At 71.8% G+C, this 20169-nt stretch carries 22 protein-coding genes; 6 read left to right on the top strand and 16 right to left on the bottom strand.

The window, feature by feature from the left end; all coding sequences use genetic code 11:
* Positions 1-234: 234 nt before the first annotated feature.
* The 10 genes from ABZ215_RS38275 to ABZ215_RS38230 all read right to left on the bottom strand — a co-directional run bounded on the left by ABZ215_RS38275 (position 235) and on the right by ABZ215_RS38230 (position 10141).
* Complete coding sequence (locus ABZ215_RS38275) at positions 235-447, bottom strand: helix-turn-helix domain-containing protein (protein ID WP_017986393.1); 213 nt, start codon at positions 445-447, stop codon at positions 235-237.
* 189 nt (positions 448-636) lie between these two features.
* Positions 637-1443: a pyrroline-5-carboxylate reductase gene (gene proC, locus ABZ215_RS38270; RefSeq protein ID WP_354955446.1), complete on the bottom strand. Its 807-nt coding sequence runs from the start codon at positions 1441-1443 to the stop codon at positions 637-639.
* 324 nt (positions 1444-1767) lie between these two features.
* Positions 1768-2592, bottom strand: coding sequence for a thioesterase family protein (locus ABZ215_RS38265; RefSeq protein ID WP_020417370.1), 825 nt, complete (start codon positions 2590-2592; stop codon positions 1768-1770).
* Positions 2589-3515: a proline dehydrogenase family protein gene (locus ABZ215_RS38260; protein ID WP_020417369.1), complete on the bottom strand. Its 927-nt coding sequence runs from the start codon at positions 3513-3515 to the stop codon at positions 2589-2591. Before ABZ215_RS38260 ends, ABZ215_RS38265 begins: the two co-directional genes overlap by 4 nt.
* 83 nt (positions 3516-3598) lie before the next feature.
* The gene (locus ABZ215_RS38255; protein WP_020417368.1) at positions 3599-4372 is read right to left on the bottom strand and encodes a sugar phosphate isomerase/epimerase; all 774 of its coding nucleotides are present in this window, start codon (positions 4370-4372) and stop codon (positions 3599-3601) included.
* Positions 4373-4397: 25 nt separating this feature from the next.
* The gene (locus ABZ215_RS38250) at positions 4398-6071 is read right to left on the bottom strand and encodes a hypothetical protein (protein WP_354955444.1); all 1674 of its coding nucleotides are present in this window, start codon (positions 6069-6071) and stop codon (positions 4398-4400) included.
* A gap of 88 nt (positions 6072-6159) precedes the next feature.
* Entirely contained in the window at positions 6160-7167 is a 1008-nt protein-coding gene (locus ABZ215_RS38245; protein ID WP_020419583.1) for a Ppx/GppA phosphatase family protein, read from the bottom strand.
* A 66-nt stretch (positions 7168-7233) separates the two neighbouring features.
* Positions 7234-7923 carry a response regulator transcription factor gene (locus ABZ215_RS38240; protein ID WP_026153724.1) on the bottom strand — a complete coding sequence of 230 codons (690 nt, stop codon included), beginning with the start codon at positions 7921-7923 and terminating at the stop codon, positions 7234-7236.
* Entirely contained in the window at positions 7923-9143 is a 1221-nt protein-coding gene (locus tag ABZ215_RS38235) for an ATP-binding protein (RefSeq protein WP_020419581.1), read from the bottom strand. The genes ABZ215_RS38240 and ABZ215_RS38235 overlap by 1 nt, the downstream gene beginning before the upstream one ends.
* Positions 9144-9250: 107 nt before the next feature.
* Positions 9251-10141 (bottom strand): oxidoreductase, encoded by an 891-nt coding sequence (locus tag ABZ215_RS38230; protein WP_354955442.1) that lies wholly within the window; start codon positions 10139-10141, stop codon positions 9251-9253.
* 67 nt (positions 10142-10208) lie between these two features.
* Between ABZ215_RS38230 and ABZ215_RS38225 the strand changes: the two genes are divergently transcribed.
* A complete protein-coding gene (locus ABZ215_RS38225; RefSeq protein ID WP_354955440.1) occupies positions 10209-10838 on the top strand; it encodes a DNA-binding response regulator in 630 nt (209 codons plus the stop codon).
* Here ABZ215_RS38225 and ABZ215_RS38220 read toward each other — a convergent pair.
* Positions 10824-11423 (bottom strand): TetR family transcriptional regulator C-terminal domain-containing protein, encoded by a 600-nt coding sequence (locus tag ABZ215_RS38220; protein WP_354955439.1) that lies wholly within the window; start codon positions 11421-11423, stop codon positions 10824-10826. The two genes, ABZ215_RS38225 and ABZ215_RS38220, sit on opposite strands and share 15 nt — an antisense overlap.
* A gap of 66 nt (positions 11424-11489) precedes the next feature.
* Between ABZ215_RS38220 and ABZ215_RS38215 the strand changes: the two genes are divergently transcribed.
* Positions 11490-11669, top strand: coding sequence for a hypothetical protein (locus ABZ215_RS38215; protein ID WP_354955437.1), 180 nt, complete (start codon positions 11490-11492; stop codon positions 11667-11669).
* A 51-nt stretch (positions 11670-11720) separates the two neighbouring features.
* Here ABZ215_RS38215 and ABZ215_RS38210 read toward each other — a convergent pair whose 3' ends face one another.
* The 4 genes from ABZ215_RS38210 to ABZ215_RS38195 all read right to left on the bottom strand — a co-directional run bounded on the left by ABZ215_RS38210 (position 11721) and on the right by ABZ215_RS38195 (position 16102).
* Positions 11721-12461: a phosphoglyceromutase gene (locus ABZ215_RS38210; protein WP_027936103.1), complete on the bottom strand. Its 741-nt coding sequence runs from the start codon at positions 12459-12461 to the stop codon at positions 11721-11723.
* 552 nt (positions 12462-13013) lie between these two features.
* Positions 13014-13529 carry a YbjN domain-containing protein gene (locus ABZ215_RS38205; RefSeq protein WP_354955435.1) on the bottom strand — a complete coding sequence of 172 codons (516 nt, stop codon included), beginning with the start codon at positions 13527-13529 and terminating at the stop codon, positions 13014-13016.
* Complete coding sequence (gene mshA / locus ABZ215_RS38200; protein ID WP_237336281.1) at positions 13526-14821, bottom strand: D-inositol-3-phosphate glycosyltransferase; 1296 nt, start codon at positions 14819-14821, stop codon at positions 13526-13528. The genes ABZ215_RS38205 and mshA overlap by 4 nt, the downstream gene beginning before the upstream one ends.
* Positions 14822-14932: 111 nt before the next feature.
* Positions 14933-16102: an Ig-like domain-containing protein gene (locus tag ABZ215_RS38195; RefSeq protein WP_237336249.1), complete on the bottom strand. Its 1170-nt coding sequence runs from the start codon at positions 16100-16102 to the stop codon at positions 14933-14935.
* A gap of 95 nt (positions 16103-16197) precedes the next feature.
* Between ABZ215_RS38195 and ABZ215_RS38190 the strand changes: the two genes are divergently transcribed.
* A complete protein-coding gene (locus ABZ215_RS38190) occupies positions 16198-16932 on the top strand; it encodes an SDR family oxidoreductase (RefSeq protein ID WP_027936102.1) in 735 nt (244 codons plus the stop codon).
* On the opposite strand, the gene ABZ215_RS38185 is transcribed toward ABZ215_RS38190, so the two are convergent.
* The gene (locus tag ABZ215_RS38185; protein ID WP_354955433.1) at positions 16933-17955 is read right to left on the bottom strand and encodes a UDP-N-acetylmuramate dehydrogenase; all 1023 of its coding nucleotides are present in this window, start codon (positions 17953-17955) and stop codon (positions 16933-16935) included. It lies immediately after the preceding gene.
* Between the two features lie 26 nt (positions 17956-17981).
* On the opposite strand from ABZ215_RS38185, the gene ABZ215_RS38180 reads away from it, so the two are divergent.
* From ABZ215_RS38180 to ABZ215_RS38170, 3 genes are all read left to right on the top strand, one after another.
* Positions 17982-18479 (top strand): DUF2505 domain-containing protein, encoded by a 498-nt coding sequence (locus ABZ215_RS38180; RefSeq protein WP_237336251.1) that lies wholly within the window; start codon positions 17982-17984, stop codon positions 18477-18479.
* Entirely contained in the window at positions 18461-19255 is a 795-nt protein-coding gene (locus ABZ215_RS38175) for a class I SAM-dependent methyltransferase (protein WP_354955431.1), read from the top strand. The genes ABZ215_RS38180 and ABZ215_RS38175 overlap by 19 nt, the downstream gene beginning before the upstream one ends.
* 112 nt (positions 19256-19367) lie before the next feature.
* Complete coding sequence (locus tag ABZ215_RS38170) at positions 19368-20090, top strand: GNAT family N-acyltransferase (RefSeq protein WP_354955429.1); 723 nt, start codon at positions 19368-19370, stop codon at positions 20088-20090.
* Positions 20091-20169 lie beyond the last annotated feature (79 nt).

The following is a 20169-nucleotide window of genomic DNA, read 5'->3' as shown; positions in this document are numbered from 1 at the left end:
ACATCAAACAAAACGAGATTCAGATCTTAGTGAATGGTTTTAAGACGTGTGATCTCCCGATCACGCTACCGCCACGAGCGGCCTTTATGGTCCCGGGGCGGCCCCGCGCACCAGCGCGGGCCCCCGGCCTAGTGCGTGTTCGAAGCGGCGGAGCCGCTCGCACCACGCTCGCAACTTGCATCGCAGCGGGTTGCTCTACCCGCAGCGCCACGCAAGCTGCTTCCACACCACTGTTCAGCCCACATCGAAGTAGGCGCTCTCCAGGTATTCGTGGACTGCCTTCTCGGGCACCCGGAACGACTTGCCGACGCGAACGGCCGGTAGCTCGCCCGAGTGCACGAGCCGGTAGACGGTCATCTTGGAGACCCGCATCAGCGAGGCCACCTCGGCGACCGTCAGGAACTGGACCTGCCCGACGGCGGGCACGTCCTTGTTGTTCGACGGCATACGTCACCGTGCCCTTCGACACGTGCCGTGCCGCTCGGCTTCCCCACCGGGCGGTACCGACACGCACGTGCTTCACCCTTGAGGGTAGCGGGACACCTGGGGCCAATGCGACGCCCGGCCGGTACTTTCCCGCGAAAGAGCCCACTCGGCGGAGCCCGTTCGGCCTAGTCAGACGCGGTGCGCGCGGGTTTATTCGTGGGCTTTGCCGAGTTCGACGGACCGGTCCCGGGCGGCCTCGATGGCCGCCAGCAGCGCGGCCCGCACGCCGTGCTTCTCCAGTTCGCGGATCGCGTTGATCGTGGTGCCCGCGGGGGACGTGACGGCCTCCCGCAGGATCACCGGGTGCTCGTCGGTCTCGGCGAGCATCTTCGCGGCGCCCACGGCCGACTGGATGATCAGCTTCTCCGCCACCGCGCGGGGCAGGCCGAGCAGGATGCCGGCGTCGATCATGGCCTCGACCAGGAAGAAGAAGTACGCGGGCCCGGACCCGGACAGCGCGGTGACCGCGTCCTGCTGCGCCTCGGGCACCTCGACGACCTGACCGACGGTGCCGAGCATCTCCTTGACCAGCGCGACGTGCTCGGGCGTGGCGTGCTTGCCGGGCGACACGGCGCTCATCGCCTCGCCTACGACCATCGGCGTGTTAGGCATGACCCGCACGACCGGGACGCCGTCCGGCAGCCGGCGCTCGTAGAGGCTGGTGGGCAGGCCCGCGCAGAGCGACACGACCAGCGAGCCCGGCCCGACTAGCGGCGCCAGCTCGGCCAGCACGGGCTCGATGTCCTGCGGCTTGACGGCGACGACGAGCACGTCGGCGCGCTTGGCCGCCTCGGCGACCTCCACCCCGGCGATGCCGTAGCGCTCGGTCAGCTCGGCGGCGCGTTCCGGGTGGCGTTCGGTGAACAGCAGCTCCTCGGCACTGCGACCGCCCTGCAGCAGGCCGGCCAGCAGCGCCTCACCGATCTTCCCCGCCCCGAGAACCGCGATAACCGTCATGGCACCAGCGTGCCAAATCGTGCTCGGCCCACCGGTGCCAGGGTGAGCACGACGCCTGGCCCGGCCGGCGCGACCACCCCGCCGCCGTCCGGGGCGGACAACGCCGGCCCACCGGCGAGCCCGCTCAGGGGCCGGCTCCAGGATGAGCGCGACCGCCTCCACGAGCGGCGCGACCACCCGGGCAACCGTGCTGGGGTGGCGCAGCGGCGGGCCCCAGGGCAAGGCCGGCCCAGCATCGAGGAACAGCCCTCGCCCTCAGGTGAGGCATCGCAACGGCAACGGCGCCGCCCAGCGCGCACGACGCCGACTCCCGGGCGAGCCCGCTCAGGGGGCCGGTGCCAGGGCCAGCTGCCGCGCCTGGCAGACCAGCCGTCCGGCCGAGTCGATGACCGTCGCGTCCGAGTCGAACCACGCCTCCTGCACCGTGCGGCAGTCGACCTGCACGCGGAGCCACCCGGGCGCGGGCCGGGCGCGCACGAGCGCCGTCAGCTGGGCCGTCGGCGCCCAGCCCATCCGCCCGAGGTTGAACACCACCGGCGGGTTGATGTCGCCCGCGAGCAGCGCGAAGTACGTGTCCGGCACCGAGTAGCGCGGCTTCACCCACAGCCGCAGCCGCGGGTCGCCGTTGCGGCCTGCCAGGTACCCGGCGGTCGCCGGGTCGATCCGCACGTCGCAGCCCTTCGCCAGGTTGAACACGCCCTCCGACGTCTCCCCGGCCAGGTGGATCGCCCGCGGCGGCGGCTCGACCGGCATCTGCGGCAGGTCCGCCCAGTCCGCCCGGCGCACCGGCAACCGCCCGGTGGTGACCGTCGCTTCGACGCAGCTGCGTCCCCGCTGCTCCAGCCGCACCGCGACGACCGTCGCCCGGCGGCCGACCTTCCGGATGTCGGTCCGCAGCAGCGCCGGGCCGATCGCGGGCGGCCGGAGGAACTCGGCGCTCACGGCCAGCGGATCGGTCGAGGGCTCGCCGCGTTCGGACAGCACCGCCAGCGCCGCGCGGGCCATCAGCGCGATCAGGAATCCCCCGTGCGGGTGGGTGCCGATCGACCACTCGTGCCGCAGGTCGGCCGTCAACGTGCCGTCGCCCAGCGACCGGACCGCGCACGCGGCCTCGAAGGACGCGGGCTCCGGAACCTCTGCCGCGCTCACGAACGGCTTACCAGCGCGCGGAGGAAGAACGACAGGTTCGCGGGGCGCTCGGCTAGCCGCCGCATCAGGTAGGGGTACCAGTGCTCCCCGAACGGCACGTAGACGCGCACCGTCTCCCCCTCACCGGCAAGGCGCCGCTGCTCGTCGGGGCGGACCCCGTAGAGCATCTGGTACTCGTAGCTGCCCTGCTTGCGGCCGTACCAGCGGGCGCGCTCGGCCAGGATGGCGATCAACCGTGGGTCGTGCGTGGCGAACATGGGGTAACCGTCACCGGCCAGCAGCGAGTTCGCACAACGGACATAACCGAGGTCGACCTCGTGCGCCCGCGTGAACGCCACCTCCTCCGGCTCGGCGTAGGCCCCCTTGCACAACCGGATCCGCGAGTCCGCCACCGCCAGCGCACGCACGTCGTCCTCGGTGCGGCGCAGGTAGGCCTGCAGCACGCCGCCCACCCACGGCCAGGTGCGGCGCAGCTCGGCCAGCACCCGCAGCGTCGCGTCGGTCGTGGTGTGGTCCTCCATGTCGAGCGTCACGGTGGTGCCGCACTGCTCGGCCGCCGCGCACACCCGGTACGCGTTGTCCAGCGCGAGCCGCTCGTCCAGCCGCAGGCCCAGCGCGGACAGCTTGACGCTCACCTCGACCCGCGCGGCCAGGCCCTCGGCGTAGAGCCGGTCCAGCAGCGCCAGGTAGGTCTGGACCGTCCGCTCCGCCTGCCCGGTCTCGGTGACGTCCTCGCCGAGGTAGTCGAGCGTCACCCACAGGCCGTCGTCCACGAGCCGGGCGACGTGCGTCACCGCGTCCGCGATCGTGTTCCCTGCGACGAACCGCTCCACCACTCCCGACGTTCCCGGGGTTGTCGCCACGAGGTGGCGGACCACCTCGCTTCCGGCGGCGGCGAGGATCAGCGAGCGCAGCGGGTTCACAGCGGAAACTTTACGTGTTCATCTATCGGAAGCCCATGATCCGCGCCGCCCCCGAACGGGAGAAGTTGATCTTGTAACGAGCCTCACTGGCCCAGGTGGAACCGCGCGAACAGCAGCGCTTCGGCAAGATCGCGGGCGCGGTCCGCGGCGCTCACCGCGCGCCGCGTGTTGACCTCGAGAACCACCTGACCGGTGAACGACGCCGCGACCAGCTTCTCCAGCAGCTCCGCGCACGGCTGGTTCCCACGGCCCGGGACGAGGTGCTCGTCCTTCGGGACACCCGTCCCGTCCGCGAGGTGCACGTGCGTCAGGCCGCGGCCCATCCGCTCGGCCAGCTCCATCGCGTCCATCCCCGCCGCGGCGCTGTGCGACAGGTCGAGCGTGTAGTGGCGATACCCGACTTCCGTAGGGTCGATCGACGGCCGGAACGCGGACACCCGGGCATCCTTGCGGCCACCCGGCGGCCGGACCTTGAACATGTTCTCGACCGCGATCTCGACCCCGGTCTCGTCCTCCAGCTCGGCCACCAGGTCGGCGAACATGTCGCCGTAGCGGCGCTGCCACCGGAACGGCGGGTGCACGACAACGGTGCGCGCGTCCAGCTCGATAGCCGCCTCGACGCTGCGCCGCAGCCGCACCGCCGGGTCCGGCGACCAGACCCGCTGCGTGATCAGCAGCGACGGCGAGTGCACGGACAGCACCGGCACCCCGGTCTGCCGCGACAGCCGCCGCAACGCCCCGACGTCCTGGCTGAGCGGGTCGACCCAGACCATCACCTCGACCCCGTCGTAACCCAGCCGCTGGGCCAGCTCGAAACCGGCGCCGGCCCGCAACGGCCAGACCGACGCGGTGGACATCCCGATCGGTACCGGCACGCTCGCGCTACCTCGACAAGAGCAACAACGCCGCGGGCGAGACGGTCACGACGAGACCGACCAGCACGGCGAGCACCGTGGTCTGGATGTCGTCCGCGCGGCGAATGCGCCGCACGATCCACACCAGCCCGACGATCACGACCAGCGCGGCGATCAGCGCGGCGGCCGGGATCTGGCCCCACAGCCAGTTGAAGCCCAGCCACACGGCCGCGCCGCCGACCACGCCACCGGCCAGCTGACCGGCCATCGACAGCCACTGCTTGGCCGGCGACGGCTCCGGCTCCCGCTTCTTCGCTCGGGCGGGCTCGTCGGCGTCCGCCGCGGGCTCGTCGTCGTAGTCGTAGGGCTGCTCGGCGGCCTCCTCGGCGGGGCCGAAGTCGCCGAACTCGTCGACGTCGTCGTCATCGTCGGCGAACGGGTCGTGGAACCCGGTGGCCTCGAGCGCCTCGCCGGGGTCGTCCTGCGGCGGACGGCCGGGCGCGAACGGCGCGTGGAACCCGGTGGGCTCGTCGGCGTCCGGCGCGTCCCGCACCGGCGGCATCAGGCCGACCTCGGTCTCCTCCTCCGCCGGGGTCTCGTCCCGGCCGCGGCGCCAGCGCTGCAGCCCCGCGGGCGGCGCGGACAGCCCGGCAGGCGGCGCGTCCGGGGCGGGCTCCTCGGCCGGCTTGACCTCGCCGACCGGCTCGAACTGCTCCGTGCTCGGATCCGGCGGCGGGGTGACCCGCGCCGGGGCGCGGCGTGGACGGCGCGGCGGCGGGAACGTGCCGGTGGCGCGGCCCCCGGCAGGCGGCGCGTCCGGGTCGACCGGAGAGTCGAGACCGTCCAGGCGGGCGGCCAGCCCGGTGCTGGTCTCCTCGCCCGGCGGACGGCGGCGCAGCGGCGGCGGCACGGCCTCCGCAGGCGGCACGGGCAGCGCGCCGGACTCCTGTGGGGGCAGCGGCAACGCCCCGGACTCCTGGGGCGGGCGGCGCACGAAACCGGAGTCCTGTGGGTGCGGTCGCCGCAGCGGCATCGAGTCCTGCGGCGGGGGCGGCAGCGCGCCGGTGTTCGGGCGCGCGAACCCGCCCGAGTCCTGCTGACCGCGGCGCGGCGGGGCGCCGGGAGGCTCCGGGGTGACCGGCCGCGGCAGGGCGGCCGAGCTCTGCTGACCAGGCGGAACGGGCTGGCCGGGGGCGGGCGGCTCGGGCGTCACCGGCCGCGGCAGGGCCGCGGAGCTCTGTTGTCCGGGCGGCACGGGCTGCCCGGGGTTGTCCGACAGGACCGGTCGCGGCTTCGCCGCGGAACTCTGCTGACCGGGCGGGACGGGCTGGCCGGGCGGCGCGGGCGGGCCGGCGTGACCAGGCGGAACCTGCTGACCGGGCGGCGCAGCCGGGCCCGGTTCGGGACGGCGGAACCCGCCCGAGTCCTGGCGGCCGGGCGAGTCGGGCATGGCACGACGGCCGCCGTTGCGCCCGGGCTGAGCACCGTTGGGTCCCGCGCCGTTGGCGCGGACCCGGTCGATGATCGCCTGCGGGCCGGTCTCCGTCGGGTCCTGGGCGCGGCGGGGGCCCTCGTTCTCCTCCGGCGCGTCGTCGTCGGCCGCACGCCGGCGGCGCCGCCTGCCCTCGATGTTGCCGCCGTGCAGGGCGAGCAACTCGGCGACGGTCTTCTGCGAGCGGTCTTCTCGGCTCTCTCGGCTCATCGTGTCATCCCAAACAGCGCGTAGGGCCACAAGACGCGGGCTCGTGTACCGCACACGCCCACCACCGCCTTACGCATCCTTCCGCCTTTCACCGTGCCTGATCGAGCTCACCGAGGTCCAGCCGGTTGCTGTCACCGGTGGTTCTGCCGCGGCGAACAGTCGCCTCGTCACCGTTGGAGTGATCAAGTCGCCGCAGGATGACGCCCTCTCGCAGCGCCCAGGGACAGATCTCCAGTTCTTCCAGCGACAGCGCCCGCATCGCGGCCTGCGCCACCAGCGCCCCACCGGCCAGCTGGTGCGCGCGGCTCGCGCTGACCCCTTCCAGCTCGGCGAGGTCGGCCGCCTCCATCCGGGAGATGAACGCGATGAGCTGCCGCAGTGCGGTCTGGGACAGGGTACGGCGTACCCGCGGACCGGCTGCGGAGGGAGCCGCCCCGGTCAGCCTGGCCAGGGACCGGAAGGTCTTCGAGGTGGCCACCACGCGGTCCGGCACACCGAGCTTGGCGACCCGCTTCGCCAGCGGCGCCAGCTGGTCCTCCAGCCACGCCGACGTCGAGACCAGCTCGGACCGGGTCGGCGGGTCGTGGGCGAACCGGGTGCGGGTGATGCGGCCCGCGCCGAGCGGCAGCGACTCCGCGAGCGCCGGCTCCTCGTCGATCCCCATCGCGACTTCCAGCGAACCGCCCCCGATGTCGAGCACCAGCAACTGACCGGCCGACCAGCCGAACCACCGGCGCACCGCGAGGAAAGTCAACCGCGCTTCGTCAACACCGGACAGCACGTTCAGCTCGACACCGGTCTCGTCCGCGACCTTCCGCAGCACGTCGGAGCTGTTGTCGGCCTCGCGCACCGCCGAGGTGGCGAACGCCATCAGCTCCTCGCACCCGAGCTTGGCCGCGGAAACCTTCGCGTTCTCGATGGCCTCGACCAGCGCCTGCGCGCCCTGCTTGGAGAGGTGGTTGTTCTTGGTGATCTGCTCGGCCAGCCGCAGCACGGTCTTCTCGGAGTGCATCGGCGTCGGGTGGGCGCCACGGTGCGCGTCCACCACGAGCAGGTGGACGGTGTTGGAACCGACGTCGAGGACCCCTAGGCGCACAAAGCCCTACGGTACCGGTCCGCACCGTGTGCGGCCGCAAAGTGCCGGATAGGCCACCTCTGCTTGTCAGGACTCGAACTTGTACCCCAGCCCGCGGACGGTGACCAGGTGCCGCGGCGAGCCCGGGTCCGGCTCGATCTTCGACCGCAGGCGCTTGACGTGGACGTCCAGCGTCTTGGTGTCGCCGACGTAGTCCGCGCCCCACACCCGGTCGATCAGCTGACCGCGGGTGAGCACCCGGCCGACGTTGCGCAGCAGGTACTCGAGGAGGTCGAACTCCTTGAGCGGCAGCGACACCTCGCCGCCGTCGACGGTGACCACGTGCCGTTCCACGTCCATCCGCACCGGGCCGGCCGCGAGCACCAGCGGCGCCAGCTCCCCGTCCCCGCCGGTCTCGCCGCCGCGGCGGAGCACCGCGCGGATGCGGGCGATCAGCTCGCGCGCCGAGTACGGCTTGGTCACGTAGTCGTCCGCGCCCAGCTCCAGGCCCACGACCTTGTCGATCTCGCTGTCCCGCGCGGTCACCATGATCACCGGCACCGCCGAGCGCTGCCGCAGCTGCTTGCACACGTCGGTGCCGCTCATGCCGGGCAGCATCAGGTCGAGCAGGACGATGTCGGCGCCGTTGCGGTCGAACTCGTCCAGGGCCTGCTGGCCGTTGGTGGCGACCGCGGCCGTGAACCCCTCCTTGCGCAACAGGAAGGCCAACGGGTCGGCGAAGGACTCCTCGTCCTCGACGATGAGCACTCTCGTCACTACTTTCCTCCCTGGTTCCGGCCGTCCTTGGCGGCGGTCACGACGAGCCGCGACAGCTGCGCGGGGGTCTGGTCGTCCGGGGCCGCGGGGGTTCCGTCCCCGTTGCGCCCGGACTGGTGCATCGGGATCCGCAGCGTGAACGTCGATCCCGTGCCCGGCATGCTCCACAGCTTGACCTCGCCGCCGTGGTTGGCGGCGACGTGCTTGACGATGGCCAGCCCGAGGCCGGTGCCACCGGTGGCGCGCGAGCGCGCCTTGTCCGCGCGGTAGAAGCGTTCGAAGACGCGCTGCTGGTCCTCCTCGGCGATGCCGATGCCGCGGTCGGTGACCGCGATCTCGACCATGCCGCCGGACAGGCGCCTGCTGATCGACACCGGGCTGCCCTGCGGCGAGTAGTTCACGGCGTTGTCGAGCAGGTTCGACAACGCCGTGACCAGCAGCGTCCGGTCGCCCTCGACGAGCAGGCCGCTCGGCTCGTCGGTGGTGATCTCGATTTCGCGGGACTCCGCGGACAGGCGGGTGCGGCCCAGCGCCTCCCGCACGACGGCGTCCACCTCGACCACGTTCAGGTCGGGCAGCCGCTCGGCGCCCTGCAGCCGGGACAGCGCGATGAGCTCGCTCACGAGCGTGCCCAACCGGGTCGACTCGTGCAGGATCTTGCCGCCGAAGCGGCGCACCTCCTCCACGTCGTCCGCCGCGTCCAGCACCGCCTCCGCGAGCAGCGCGATCGCGCCGACCGGGGTCTTCAGCTCGTGGCTGACGTTCGCGACGAAGTCCCGCCGGACGGCCTCCAGCCGGGCGGCCTCGGAGTGGTCGACCGCCTCGACGACGGTGAACCCCTCGCCGAGCGGGCGGATCTCGGCGACCACGGCCTCCGGCTGGCGGCCGCGGGCCTCCAGCGGCGACAGGTCGATCTCCATCGGGTCGCCGGTCTCCTCGACCTGCTCGGCCGCGACCCGCGCGCGCGGGTCGGCACGATTGGCCTGGACCAGTCCGAGCGCCTCGGCGCGGCGGTTGAACAGCACCAGGTCGCCGAAGCGGTTCAGCACCAGGATCCCGTTGTTGGACGAGCGCACCAGCCTGAGCAGCAGTTCGGCGACGGTGGGGCCGGACGGCCGCCGCTGGGCCCGCCTGCGCTTGAGCCGCGGAACGAGGAGACCGGCGATCAGGCCGACCAGCAGACAGCCGACGGCCAGCAGGACCGCACCGGGCGCACTCACGGGTGAATCGTAAGCATGGAGGTGGCCGTTTGGCCTAGTACTGGCTGCCTTCTCGTGATGGCTGTGACACCTTCACAACGCGTGTTCGCAACCGGTTCAACCTGCGTTTACTCACCTCGACCCGGCTCGTGACCATTCACCCCGTCGAGCCGCGCGAGTTCCTCTTCGGACAGCCGCAGCGACGCCGCCGCGATGTTCTCCTCCAGGTGCCCGACGCTGCCGGTGCCCGGGATGGCGAGCACGTTGGGTCCCTGGTGGAGGGTCCAGGCGAGGCGGACCTGCGCCGGGCTGACGCCGTGGTCCCGCGCGATCGCGGTGACGGTCTCGTCCTCCGCGCCGCTGGCGATGGCGAAGAACGGGACGAACGCGACCTTCTGGTCGGCGCACAGGCGGACGAAGTCGTCGTCCTCGCGCCGGGCGGTGAGGCCGTACTGGTTCTGCACGCACACCACCGGCGCGATGGCCTGGGCCTCGGCGAGGTGCTCCGGGCCGACGTTGGAGATGCCCAGGTGCCGGATCAGGCCCTCCTGCCGGAGTTCGGCGAGCGCGCCGAACCGGTCGGCGAGCGAGCCGGCGCCGCGGTCCAGGGTGCTGCCGATGCGCAGGTTGACGACGTCGAGGTGGTCCCGGCCGAGCTGCCGGATGTTCTCCTCCACCTGCAGCCGCAGCTGCTCCGGGGTCGCCTCCGGCAGGAACGAGCCGTCGGGCCCGCGGCCGGGGCCGACCTTGGTGGTGATCACCAGGTCGTCCGGGTAGGGGTTGAGCGCGGTGCTGATCAGCTCGTTGGCCGAGCGCAGCGGGGAGAAGTAGAAGGCGGCCGTGTCGATGTGGTTGACGCCCAGTTCGACGGCCCGGCGCAGGACGGCGATGGCCTGGTCGCGGTCGAGCTTCCCGCCGCCGGAGATGGCCAGCCGCATGGCGCCGTAGCCCATGCGGTTCACGGTGAGGTCGCCGAGCTGCCAGGTGCCTGCCGCGCCGGCGTTGATCGTTTCGGTCATGGCTCCAGGTTGGTCCGGCGCTCGCGGACGCGCCGCCGCTTGGCAACTTGCTGCCACACTGGTTGTCATGGACGTGCTGGTGCGGGGTGAGGCCGAGTTGTTCGCGTGGACGGCCCACCTGTTCGCGTCGGCCCAGGAGATCTTCTGCGCCGCGAACGACCTGCACACGTGGGCGGCGGCGCACCAGGTGCCGCACAGCAGGCAGCAGGACATGACCGGCCGGACCGTGCGGAAGCTGTACCGCCCCGCGTCGCTGCTGCAGCCGGGCGGGGTGGCGCACCTGCGCGAGCGGGAGCGGCTGGGCGCGAAGATCCGGATCACGCTGGACGAGATCAACGAGACGATCGTGCTGGACCGGAAGGTGGCGATCCTGGCGGGCGACGCGGCGAGCGGCGAGCGCGGCTACACGGTCGTCACCAGCCCCGAGGTGATCGGCAGCGTGACGAGCCTGTTCAACGCGGCCTGGCGGGCGGGCACTGAGCTGGCGATCTACGAGACGGAGTTCGCCGAGGTCAGGGCGCTGGCGCCGCGGATACTCGACGAGCTGGCCGCGGGCAGCAAGGACGAGACGGCCGCGCGGGCGCTGGGCCTGAGCGTGCGCACCTACCGGCGGCGGGTGGCCGAGCTGATGGACGCGCTGGGCGCGACGTCCCGTTTCCAGGCCGGGGTGCGGGCCCGGCAGCTAGGACTGGTCTAGCGCTTCGAGGTGGGCCCGCAGCGCCGACAGCGCCTCGGCCGGCGACCACAGGTCCGGGTGCAGGACCCCGTTCAGGCTCAGGCCGTCGATCAGCGCCGTGAGCCGCCGCACCTCGGTGTCCGGATCGTCGAGGTCCAGCGCGGCGAGGACGCGCCCGACCAGCGCCCGCGTCCCGGACGCCGCCTCGCGTGCCAGGTCCGCCAGCCGCTCGTCGGTGCGTGAGGCGACCGCGAACTCGAGGAACACGGTCACCTCGGCCCGCCGGACGTCGTCGAGCGGCAGCAGTTCGGCCAGCAGTTCGGTGCGCGCCGCGCGGCGCTCGGCCGGGGACAGCCCGCCGACGTCGCCGAGAGCCTCGACCTTCTCGGTCAGCCGGGCGGACACCCGGTCGATGACGGTCCGCATCGCGAAGCGCATCAGCTCGGCCTGGCCGTCGAAGTAGTGCCGGACGGAGCCGACGTTCAGGCCCGCTTCGGCCGCCACCGTCCGCAGCGACACCCGGTGCAGCCCCTCGCGCACGGCCAGCCGGAACAGCGCGTCGGCAACTTCCGCCCGCCTGCTCTCCGGGTCCACGATCTTCGGCACCTGGCCTTTGTATCACAGGTGTGCTAACTTCTATTTATCACAGTTGGGATATAAAGGAGGGTGGCTGTGGAAACCGTGCTCACCGTGCTGCTGGTCCGGTTCGCGTTGATCGCGGCCGTGGCCATGGCGCTCGCGCTCGTCGTCCTCGCGGTCGTGCTCGTGCTGCACCGGCGCGGCAAGGGCGATCAGGCACGCCGGGTGGCGCGAACGGCGGCCGAGTTCGCCCAGCGCCGGATCGGGCGCTGAACGCGAAAACGCCGGCTCCTCCAGGGGAGCCGGCGTTTCGGCGGACTGGCGTCAGCGGCCCTGGTTGGCGACCGCGGCGGCGGCCTCGGCCGCGGCCTCCGGGTCGAGGTAGGTGCCGCCCGGGTTGACCGGCTTCAGGTTCTCGTCCAGGTCGTAGCGCAGCGGAATCCCGGTCGGGATGTTCAGGCCCGCGATGGCGTCGTCGGAAATGCCGTCCAGGTGCTTGACCAGGGCGCGCAGCGAGTTGCCGTGCGCGGCGACCAGCACCGTCTTGCCCGCACGCAGGTCCGGCACGATCGCCGAGTCCCAGTACGGCAGCAGCCGCGCGACGACGTCCTTCAGGCACTCCGTCAGCGGCGCGTCCGGGCCGTAGCGGACGTCGGTGTCCTGGCTGAACTCGCTGCCGCGCTCGATCGGCGGCGGCGGCACGTCGTAGGAGCGGCGCCAGAGCATGAACTGCTCCTCGCCGAACTCGTCCCGGACCTGCTTCTTGTTCTTGCCCTGGAGCGCGCCGTAGTGCCGCTCGTTGAGGCGCCAGTCGCGGCGCACGGGGATCCAGTGCCGGTCGGCGACGTCGAGCGCGATGTTGGCGGTCGAGATCGCGCGGCGCAGCAGCGACGTGTGGACGACGTCGGGCAGCAGCCCGCTCTCCGCGAGCAGCTCGCCGCCCTTGCGGGCCTCCTGCTGCCCGAGCTCGGACAGGGGCACGTCGACCCAGCCGGTGAACAGGTTCTCGGCGTTCCAGGTGCTCTGCCCGTGGCGGAGCAGCACCAGCGTCCCAAGTTCGGCCATACCCGCTAGCCTGCCAGAACACGGCGAGCGACCGGATGACGCCCGGCGCTTTCTACACACAGTGTGTTACCACTCGGTAGAGGTTCGCCCGACCACTCCTTGACCCGTTGAACACCGGTCATGAAAGTGACACTTGCTGCATACCGTTAACACAGACAGTGAGAATCACTCGAACGGAGTAACCAGTAGTCTTGTGATTACTGGTGGACATCTGACAAGTTGGCTTACGTCCCGCTCGGCTGGAATCCACGCACTCCCCAGCCGGACGCGGGGTACGACCGCAGCCTGTCTCCCCCCTGCCGGGCTGCGGCCCCGCCGGCCCCGTTGGCACTCCCCCTCGCCACCGGGTCCAGAAGCGGCGGGAGCGTTCGCGGGGCGGCTTGAGTTCGCGACTCCCCCTCCCTCAAGCCGCTCCGCCCGCTCTTCCGCGTGCTCGCTGCGCTCGCCGCGGGCGGGCGTTCGCACATTGCATTTGGGGGGCGACCCCCCAAACCCCCACGGTGCGAGCTTCTTGCGTTGGCGGGCGCTGGGCGCGATGGGCTTGGACCAGCGTCAGTCGTCGGTGAGGGTGCCGGGGTCGTGGGGGTTGTCGGGCTCTATCAGGTGTTTGAAGGCTTGTAGGTTTGCCAGGCTTTCGCCGCGGCTGACGCGCCAGTCCCACTCGCGCTTGATGCTCGTGGCGAAGCCCAACTCCAGGATCGTGTTGAAGTCGCCGTCCGCGGCTTCCAGCACCTGGCCGAGGATCTTGTCCAGTTCCGGCTCGGTCACCGCGTCCTTGCCGAAACGGCCCACCAGGTAGATGTCGCCCAGTGCGTCCACGGTGTAGTGGACGCCGTAGAGCTTCGCGTTGCGGCGCAGCAGGAAGCGGTAGACCTGCTCGTGGTTTTCGTCGGGACGGCGGCAGACGAACGCCTCCACGGCGAAGGCGTGGTCGCGTTCGATGAGCCAGGCGTTGGTCTGCAGCTTCTTCGTGCCGGGAAGGGTGACGAAGTACTTGCCCTCGGCCTTGCGGTCGTACTTCAGGCCGGCTTGGTCCAGTGTTGCCCGGACGACCTTGTCCAGCGTCATACGGCGACCTCCTCGTGCAGCGCGGCCAGCGTCCGCGAAGCCGCCACATAGCTCTCCAACAGGGCGTCCGTGGTGCGCGCCCACGAGAACCGCCGCGCGTGCACCAGCGCGTTCTCCGCCAGCTCCGCCCGCCGCTCCGGCCGCAACGCCACACTGGCCAGCGCCCCGGCCCAGTCCCGCGCCGCGTGCGAGGGCACCAGCAACCCGGACACGCCGTGCGCGACCGCCACCGGCAGCCCGCCGACCTCGGCCGCCACCACGGGCGTCCCGCAGGCCTGCGCCTCCAGCGCGACCAGGCCGAACGACTCGTTGTAGCTCGGCACCGCCACCACGTCCGCGGCGCGGTACACCTCCGCCAGCCGTTCACCCGGCTGCGGCGGCAGGAACCGCACCACGTCCTGGATACCCAGCGACACGGCGAGCTCACGCAGGGCCTGCGGCTGTTCCAGCCCGGTGCCCGACGGACCACCCACGACCAGGACGACCAGCCGCTCCCGCAGCTCCGGCTGCCGCTGGAGCAGGTGCGCGGCCGCGTGCAGCAGCACGTCCGGCGCCTTCAACGGCTGGATCCGGCCGGCGAACGCCAGCACCACGGCATCGCGCGGCAACCCCAGCCGCCGCCGGGCCCCGGCCTGCGAGCCGGGCACGAACCGGTTCAGGTCCACCCCGGGCGCGACCGTGTGCACCCGCTCCGGGGCCGCGCCGTAGAGGTCCACCAGCTGCCGCGCCTCGACCGGCGTGTTCGCCACCAGCCGGTCGGACTCGGCGACCACCTGCTCCTCCCCGATGACACGGGTGCGCGGCTCGGGCTTGTCGCCCTCGGCGAGCGCGGCGTTCTTGACCTTCGCCAGCGTGTGCGCGGTGTGCACCAGCGGCACGCCCCACCGGTCCCGCGCGAGCCACCCGACCTGGCCGGACAGCCAGTAGTGCGAGTGGATCAGGTCGTAGTAGCCGGGCTCGTGGAAGGCCTCCGCGCGCAGCACGCCCGAGGTGAACGCGCACAGCTGCGCGGGCAGCTCGTCGCGGCCGAGCGGTTCGAACGGGCCCGCCGGGATGTGCCGCACCAGCACGCCCGGCGCCAGCTCGGCGACCGGGGGCTGCTCGGACGAGGTCGCGCGCGTGAACACCTCGACGGCGATCCCGCGCCGCGCCATCTCGACCGCGGTGTGCGTGATGTAGACGTTCATGCCACCGGCGTCACCGGTGCCGGGCTGCTCCAGGGGTGACGTGTGCACCGACAGCACCGCGACCCTGCGCGGCCAAATCGTCTGCGTCCGTCGTGATCCGCGCAGCGAGATCGTCACCTGGTTCAACTCCCGTGTCAGTCTCTTTCCGCATCAGGGCGGAGCCCGTGAACGACAACGCCCACGGGCCCCCGACATCTTCCCAGCGGTGCGAAACCGTCACAGCGCGGACTTGGCCTGCCAAGCGCTCCAGCTGACGAGCCAGTCCATCACGTCCGAGGTGACGACCGGTCCGAGCCGCGACCCGGTGATCTCCACGGGGTCGCCGATCAGGGCCGAGTCGAAGTAGTTCTTCGCGTCGGCTTCCAGCAGGTTGACGCAGCCGTGCGAGGTGTTGGCCCGCCCGATGTTGGCCGCGTTGTCCTGGTTTTCGTGGATGAACTCACCGTGGTTGGAGAACCGGCAGGCCCACTTCTTGTTGACGTTGGTGTAGCCGTAACGCGCGTTGTCGAAGATCGCGCTCGGCTCCTTCGTCATGATGATGTAGGTGCCGTTCGGTGTGTTCAGGTTCACGTCCGAGTCCTTGCCGTTGCTGCACGGGTAGCTCTTGTACAAGGACCCGCCCCGGTACACGTTCATCTTGTGGTCCGGGGTGTGGATCTTCACGACCTGGTTGCGGCCGATCTTGAACTCGGTGGTGACGTCGGCGCGCGGGTAGGCCCCGCCGCCGAGGTCGATGCCGTACAGCTTCGCCTCGACCTTGACCGTGGTGTTGGCGGGCCAGTACTCCTTCGGCCGCCAGTCCACCTGCTGGTCGGACAGCCAGCCCCAGGAGCCTTCCACGTCGGTGGACGTCTCGATCTTCAGCGCCCGCTCCACGGCGGCCTTGTTCTTCACCGCGCTGGTGAACTTCACGCTCACCGGCATCGCGACCCCGACGGTCGCGTCGTCGGTCGGGTTCAGCGTGACGCGCACGGTGGAGGCCGGCTTGAGCGTCGAGAAGCTGCCGGTCAGCGTCACCGGCTTGCCGTCGGTGCCGGTGGCCGTCGCGTTGTAGGTGTAGGTCTTGTCGTAGCCGAGGGTCTCGCTGCTCGTCCAGGTGGTCTTGTCGTCGCTGAGCTTGCCCTCGACGGCCTTCCCGTCGGGGTTGGTCAGCTTGACCTCGGTGAGCGTGCCCTTGGCGACCTTGACGGTGACGGGCTGCAGCACGGGCACGTTCTTCGCGTCCGCGGCGGGTTCGGCGGTGATGACCGCGGCAGGAGGCGCCTCGCTCGTCGCCCCGCCCCCGGTCTGCGCGCCGCCGTCGTCCCCGCCGCTGGTGCACGCCGCGGCCATGGTCGCCGCGCCCGCGGCGAGCGCGGCCTTGAACACCGTGCGCCTCTCGATCACCTGTTACCTCCGCACTCCGTACTTCTCCCGGACGTCAAAGCGACGCCCGGCCCTGCCGCGTTACCGGCGTGTCCCCCGCTGGGAGTATGTGCGGTATGACGACCAAGCGAACCGCAGTGATCACCGGCGCCAGCGCGGGCATCGGCGAGGCGACCGCCCGCGCCCTCGCCGAGGCCGGATTCCACGTCGTGCTCGGGGCTCGCCGCCTCGACCGCCTGGAGAAGCTGGCCGCCGAGTTGTCCGGAACCGCACACGTACTGGACGTCACCGACCCCGGTTCGGTTGCCGCATTCGTCCAGCGGGTTCCAGATTGCCACGTTCTCGTCAACAACGCGGGCGGCGCACGCGGCCTGGAGCGCGTCGAGGAGGCCGACGAGGACCACTGGCGCTGGATGTGGGAGGTCAACGTCCTCGGCACGCTGCGCATGACGAAGGCGTTGCTGCCGAAGCTGATCGCCTCCGGTGACGGCCACGTGGTGACCGTCACGTCGATCGCCGGCCACGAGGTCTACGACGGCGGTTCCGGCTACACGTCAGCCAAGCACGCGCAGTCGGCCCTGCACCGCACGCTGCGGTCGGAGCACCTCGGCGACCCGGTGCGGATCACCGAGATCGTGCCCGGCATGGTCGAGACCGACTTCTCCGCCAACCGGTTCGACGGCGACACCGAGCGCGCCGCGAAGGTCTACCAGGGCCTCACGCCGCTGACCGCGGAGGACGTGGCCGACGTGATCGCCTTCGCCGTCACGCGGCCCTCGCACGTGAACCTCGACACCATCGTCATGAAGCCGCGCGCGCAGCTAAACGGCAGCCGCGCCCACCGCGAGTGACTACAGCGAGCAGTTGATCAGCAGTGGTTCGGGACGCAGCGTGACGCCGAAGCGGGCGTGCACGCCGTCCCGGACCTCGCGGGCCAGCGCCAGCAGGTCCGCGGTGCTGGCCGAACCGCGGTTGGTGAGGGCCAGGGTGTGCTTGGTGGACAGGGACACCCGCCCGCCCGGCCCCGGGTGGCCCTTGCCGAACCCGGCCCGCTCGATCAGCCAGGCCGCGGACAGCTTCACGCCGCCGTCGGCCGGGTAGCGCGGCATCTCCACGCCCTCCAGCGCCGGCGGGATCTCCGCGACGATCGGGTTGGTGAAGAACGAGCCCGCGCTCCACGTGTCGTGGTCGGACGCGTCGAGCACCATGCCCTTGCCCTGCCGCAGCTTCAGCACGGCCTCGCGCGCCTGCGCCGCCGGGACCCGCGCGCCCTGCTCGACGCCCAGTGTGCGGGCCAGTTCGGCGTAGCGGATCGGCGCGGACAGCCCGTCGGCGCGCAGGGCGAACCGGACACTGAGGACGATCCCCCAGCTCTCCCCCTTGAGCACACTGGTGCGGTAGCCGAAGCCGAGCTCGTCCGCGGTCATCGTGCGCACCTCGCCGGTGCGCCGGTCGTAGCACTCGATCGAGGTGAGCAGGTCGGCCACCTCGCAGCCGTAGGCGCCGACGTTCTGGATCGGCGTGGCGCCCACCGAGCCGGGGATGCCGGACAGGCACTCCAGCCCGCCGAACCCGGCCTCGACGGTCGCCGCGACGAACTCGTCCCAGTTCTGCCCGGCCGCGACCTCGACCTCGTCCCCGTCGATGCGCCAGCCGCTCGTCGCGATCTTGACCACGGTGCCGGGGAAGCCGTCGTCGCCGACGACGAGGTTCGACCCGCCGCCGAGCAGCAGCACCGGTCCCTCGACCGAGCACACCGCGGCCAGCAGCTCGTCGGTGGTCCCGGCCACCACGAACGCGCGGGCTGGGCCGCCGAGGCGCAGGGTGGTGTGCTCGGCCAGGGTCGTCTGGGTCGGTGTTTCGAGACGGCTCACGAGCACAAACGGTACTGTCTGGCCTCATGGCATCCCGTATCGAGCACCGCGCGGAGTACCCCAACGGCGTCTCCGAGGTGTTCCGGGCCGAGACGAGCGAGGAGGCGCTGACCGCCCGCCTCGCCGAGATCGGCGGCAAGAACAGCGCCCTGCTCAGCCATTCCGCGGACGACAACGGCGCCAGGTACACGCTGCGACAGGGCATCGAGGCGGACAAGCTCCCGCAGATCGTCCGCAAGCTGCAGCCAGGCGACCTCTACGTCGACCGCGAGCACACCTTCACCCGCGACGGGGACGGCTACACGGGCACGGCGCGGGCCACGGTGAGCGGGATGCCCGGCGAGATCACCGCCCGCACCGAGCTGCGTCCCCGTGGCGACGGCTCGGTCGTCGAGACCCGCGGCGAGGTCAAGGTCAAGATCCCGCTGGTCGGCGGCAAGCTGGAGAGCTTCGTCGCGGGCGAGCTGACCAAGCTGCTGGCCCGCGAGGCCCAGTTCAGCCGCGAATGGCTCGCGGCCCGGTAGGCGCGCCGACCCGAGGAACCACGAACCCCAACCGCCTGCGCCGCGTCGACCGCTGGCTGGCCGGCGCCCCCGAGGTGTCGGCCGCGCTGCGCCGCGTGCCGGACCCGCTCGTCGTGGACCTCGGGTATGGCGCGTCCCCGGTGACCACGGTCGAGCTGGCCGCGCGGCTGCGGCGGGTCCACCCGCGGGTCCGGGTGCTCGGGCTGGAGATCGACCCCGAGCGCGTCGCGGTCGCGAAACCCGCCGCGCGGCCCCCGTCGCTGGACTTCCGCCAGGGCGGTTTCGAGCTCGCCGGGACCCGGCCGAACCTGGTGCGCGCGTTCAACGTGCTGCGGCAGTACCCGGAGGACGAGGTCGAGGGTGCCTGGAAGCTGGTACTCGACCGGCTCGCCCCTGGCGGGCTGCTCGTCGAGGGCACCTGCGACGAGATCGGGCGACTGTCCACCTGGGTCACCCTGGACGCGGACGGCCCACGCACGCTCTCCTTGTCCTGCCACCTGGATTCGCTCGACCAGCCGTCCACTTTGGCCGAACGACTGCCGAAGGCGCTGATCCACCGCAACGTGCCGGGCGAGCGGATCCACGACCTGTTGTCCACACTGGACATCTGCTGGGCGACCGCCGCACCGCACCAGGCCTTCGGCGCCCGCGCCCGCTGGCTGGAGACCGTGCGGCTGCTCGCCGCGCGTGGCTGGCCGGTGCTGACCCGGCCGCGGCGGATCCGGCTCGGCGAGCTGACCGTGCCGTGGGCGACCGTGGCACCCGGAAGCAGGTAGGGACAACCCCACCAAAGTAGCGGGGGCGGCACGTACGGGCGTTCCCCGGGTTGTCCCTGATCTTGCCGTAAGTCCCTGGCTCAGGCGGTGTGCGCGGCGACACGATCGCCCCATGACCGCAACCCTCAGCAGGCAGTACGAGGCCGTCATCACGGCGGACTCCGACATCGTCCAGGCGTGCCAGCGACTGCGGCACCGCGTGTTCACCACCGAGTTCGGCGCGGCGCCGCACCCCAGCGGGCTGGACGCCGACGAGTTCGACGACGTGTGCGAGCACCTCGCCGTGATGCACGGGGGCGAGGTCGTCGGCACCTACCGGCTGCTGCCGCCCGGCCGGTCGGCGCGGCTGTACTCGCAGTCGGAGTTCGACCTGGACGGTCTGGCCCCGCTGCGGCCGCACCTGGTCGAGACCGGCCGGTCGTGCGTGCACCCGGACCACCGCTCCGGCGGGGTGATCAACCTGATGTGGTCGGCGATGGCGCGGTACGTCGTCGGCCACGGCTACCGCTACCTCGCCGGCTGCGCGTCGGTGTCGCTGGCCGACGGCGGGGCCGCGGCGGCCGCCACGTGGGCGCTCGCGCAGGCCAAGCACCGCCCGCCGGGCGAGCTGCGGGTCGAGCCGCACCGGCCGTGGATCCCGCTGCCGCGCACCGAACGCCCGCCCAGCTACGCCCAGGTCCCGCCGCTGCTGCGCGGTTACCTGCGCCTGGGCGCGTGGGTCGGCGGGCCGCCCGCGCACGACCCGGACTTCGCGGTCGCCGACTTCTTCACCGTGCTGGCGGTCGACGAGATCGGCGAGCGCTACCGCAGGTTCTTCCTCGGGGAGTCTCAATGATCGTGTCAAGCAGCTGTAGGGCTGATGGGCGGCGGTGAGTGGTGGAATTCGCGGCCGTCGCGCAGCAGTGCCCAGATGA

It is taken from the genome of Amycolatopsis sp. NPDC006131 (assembly GCF_040614175.1).
Taxonomy (GTDB): domain Bacteria; phylum Actinomycetota; class Actinomycetes; order Mycobacteriales; family Pseudonocardiaceae; genus Amycolatopsis_E; species Amycolatopsis_E tucumanensis.
Note: the sequence above shows the minus strand (reverse complement) of the source record. Positions and strands in the feature narration are given on the sequence as shown.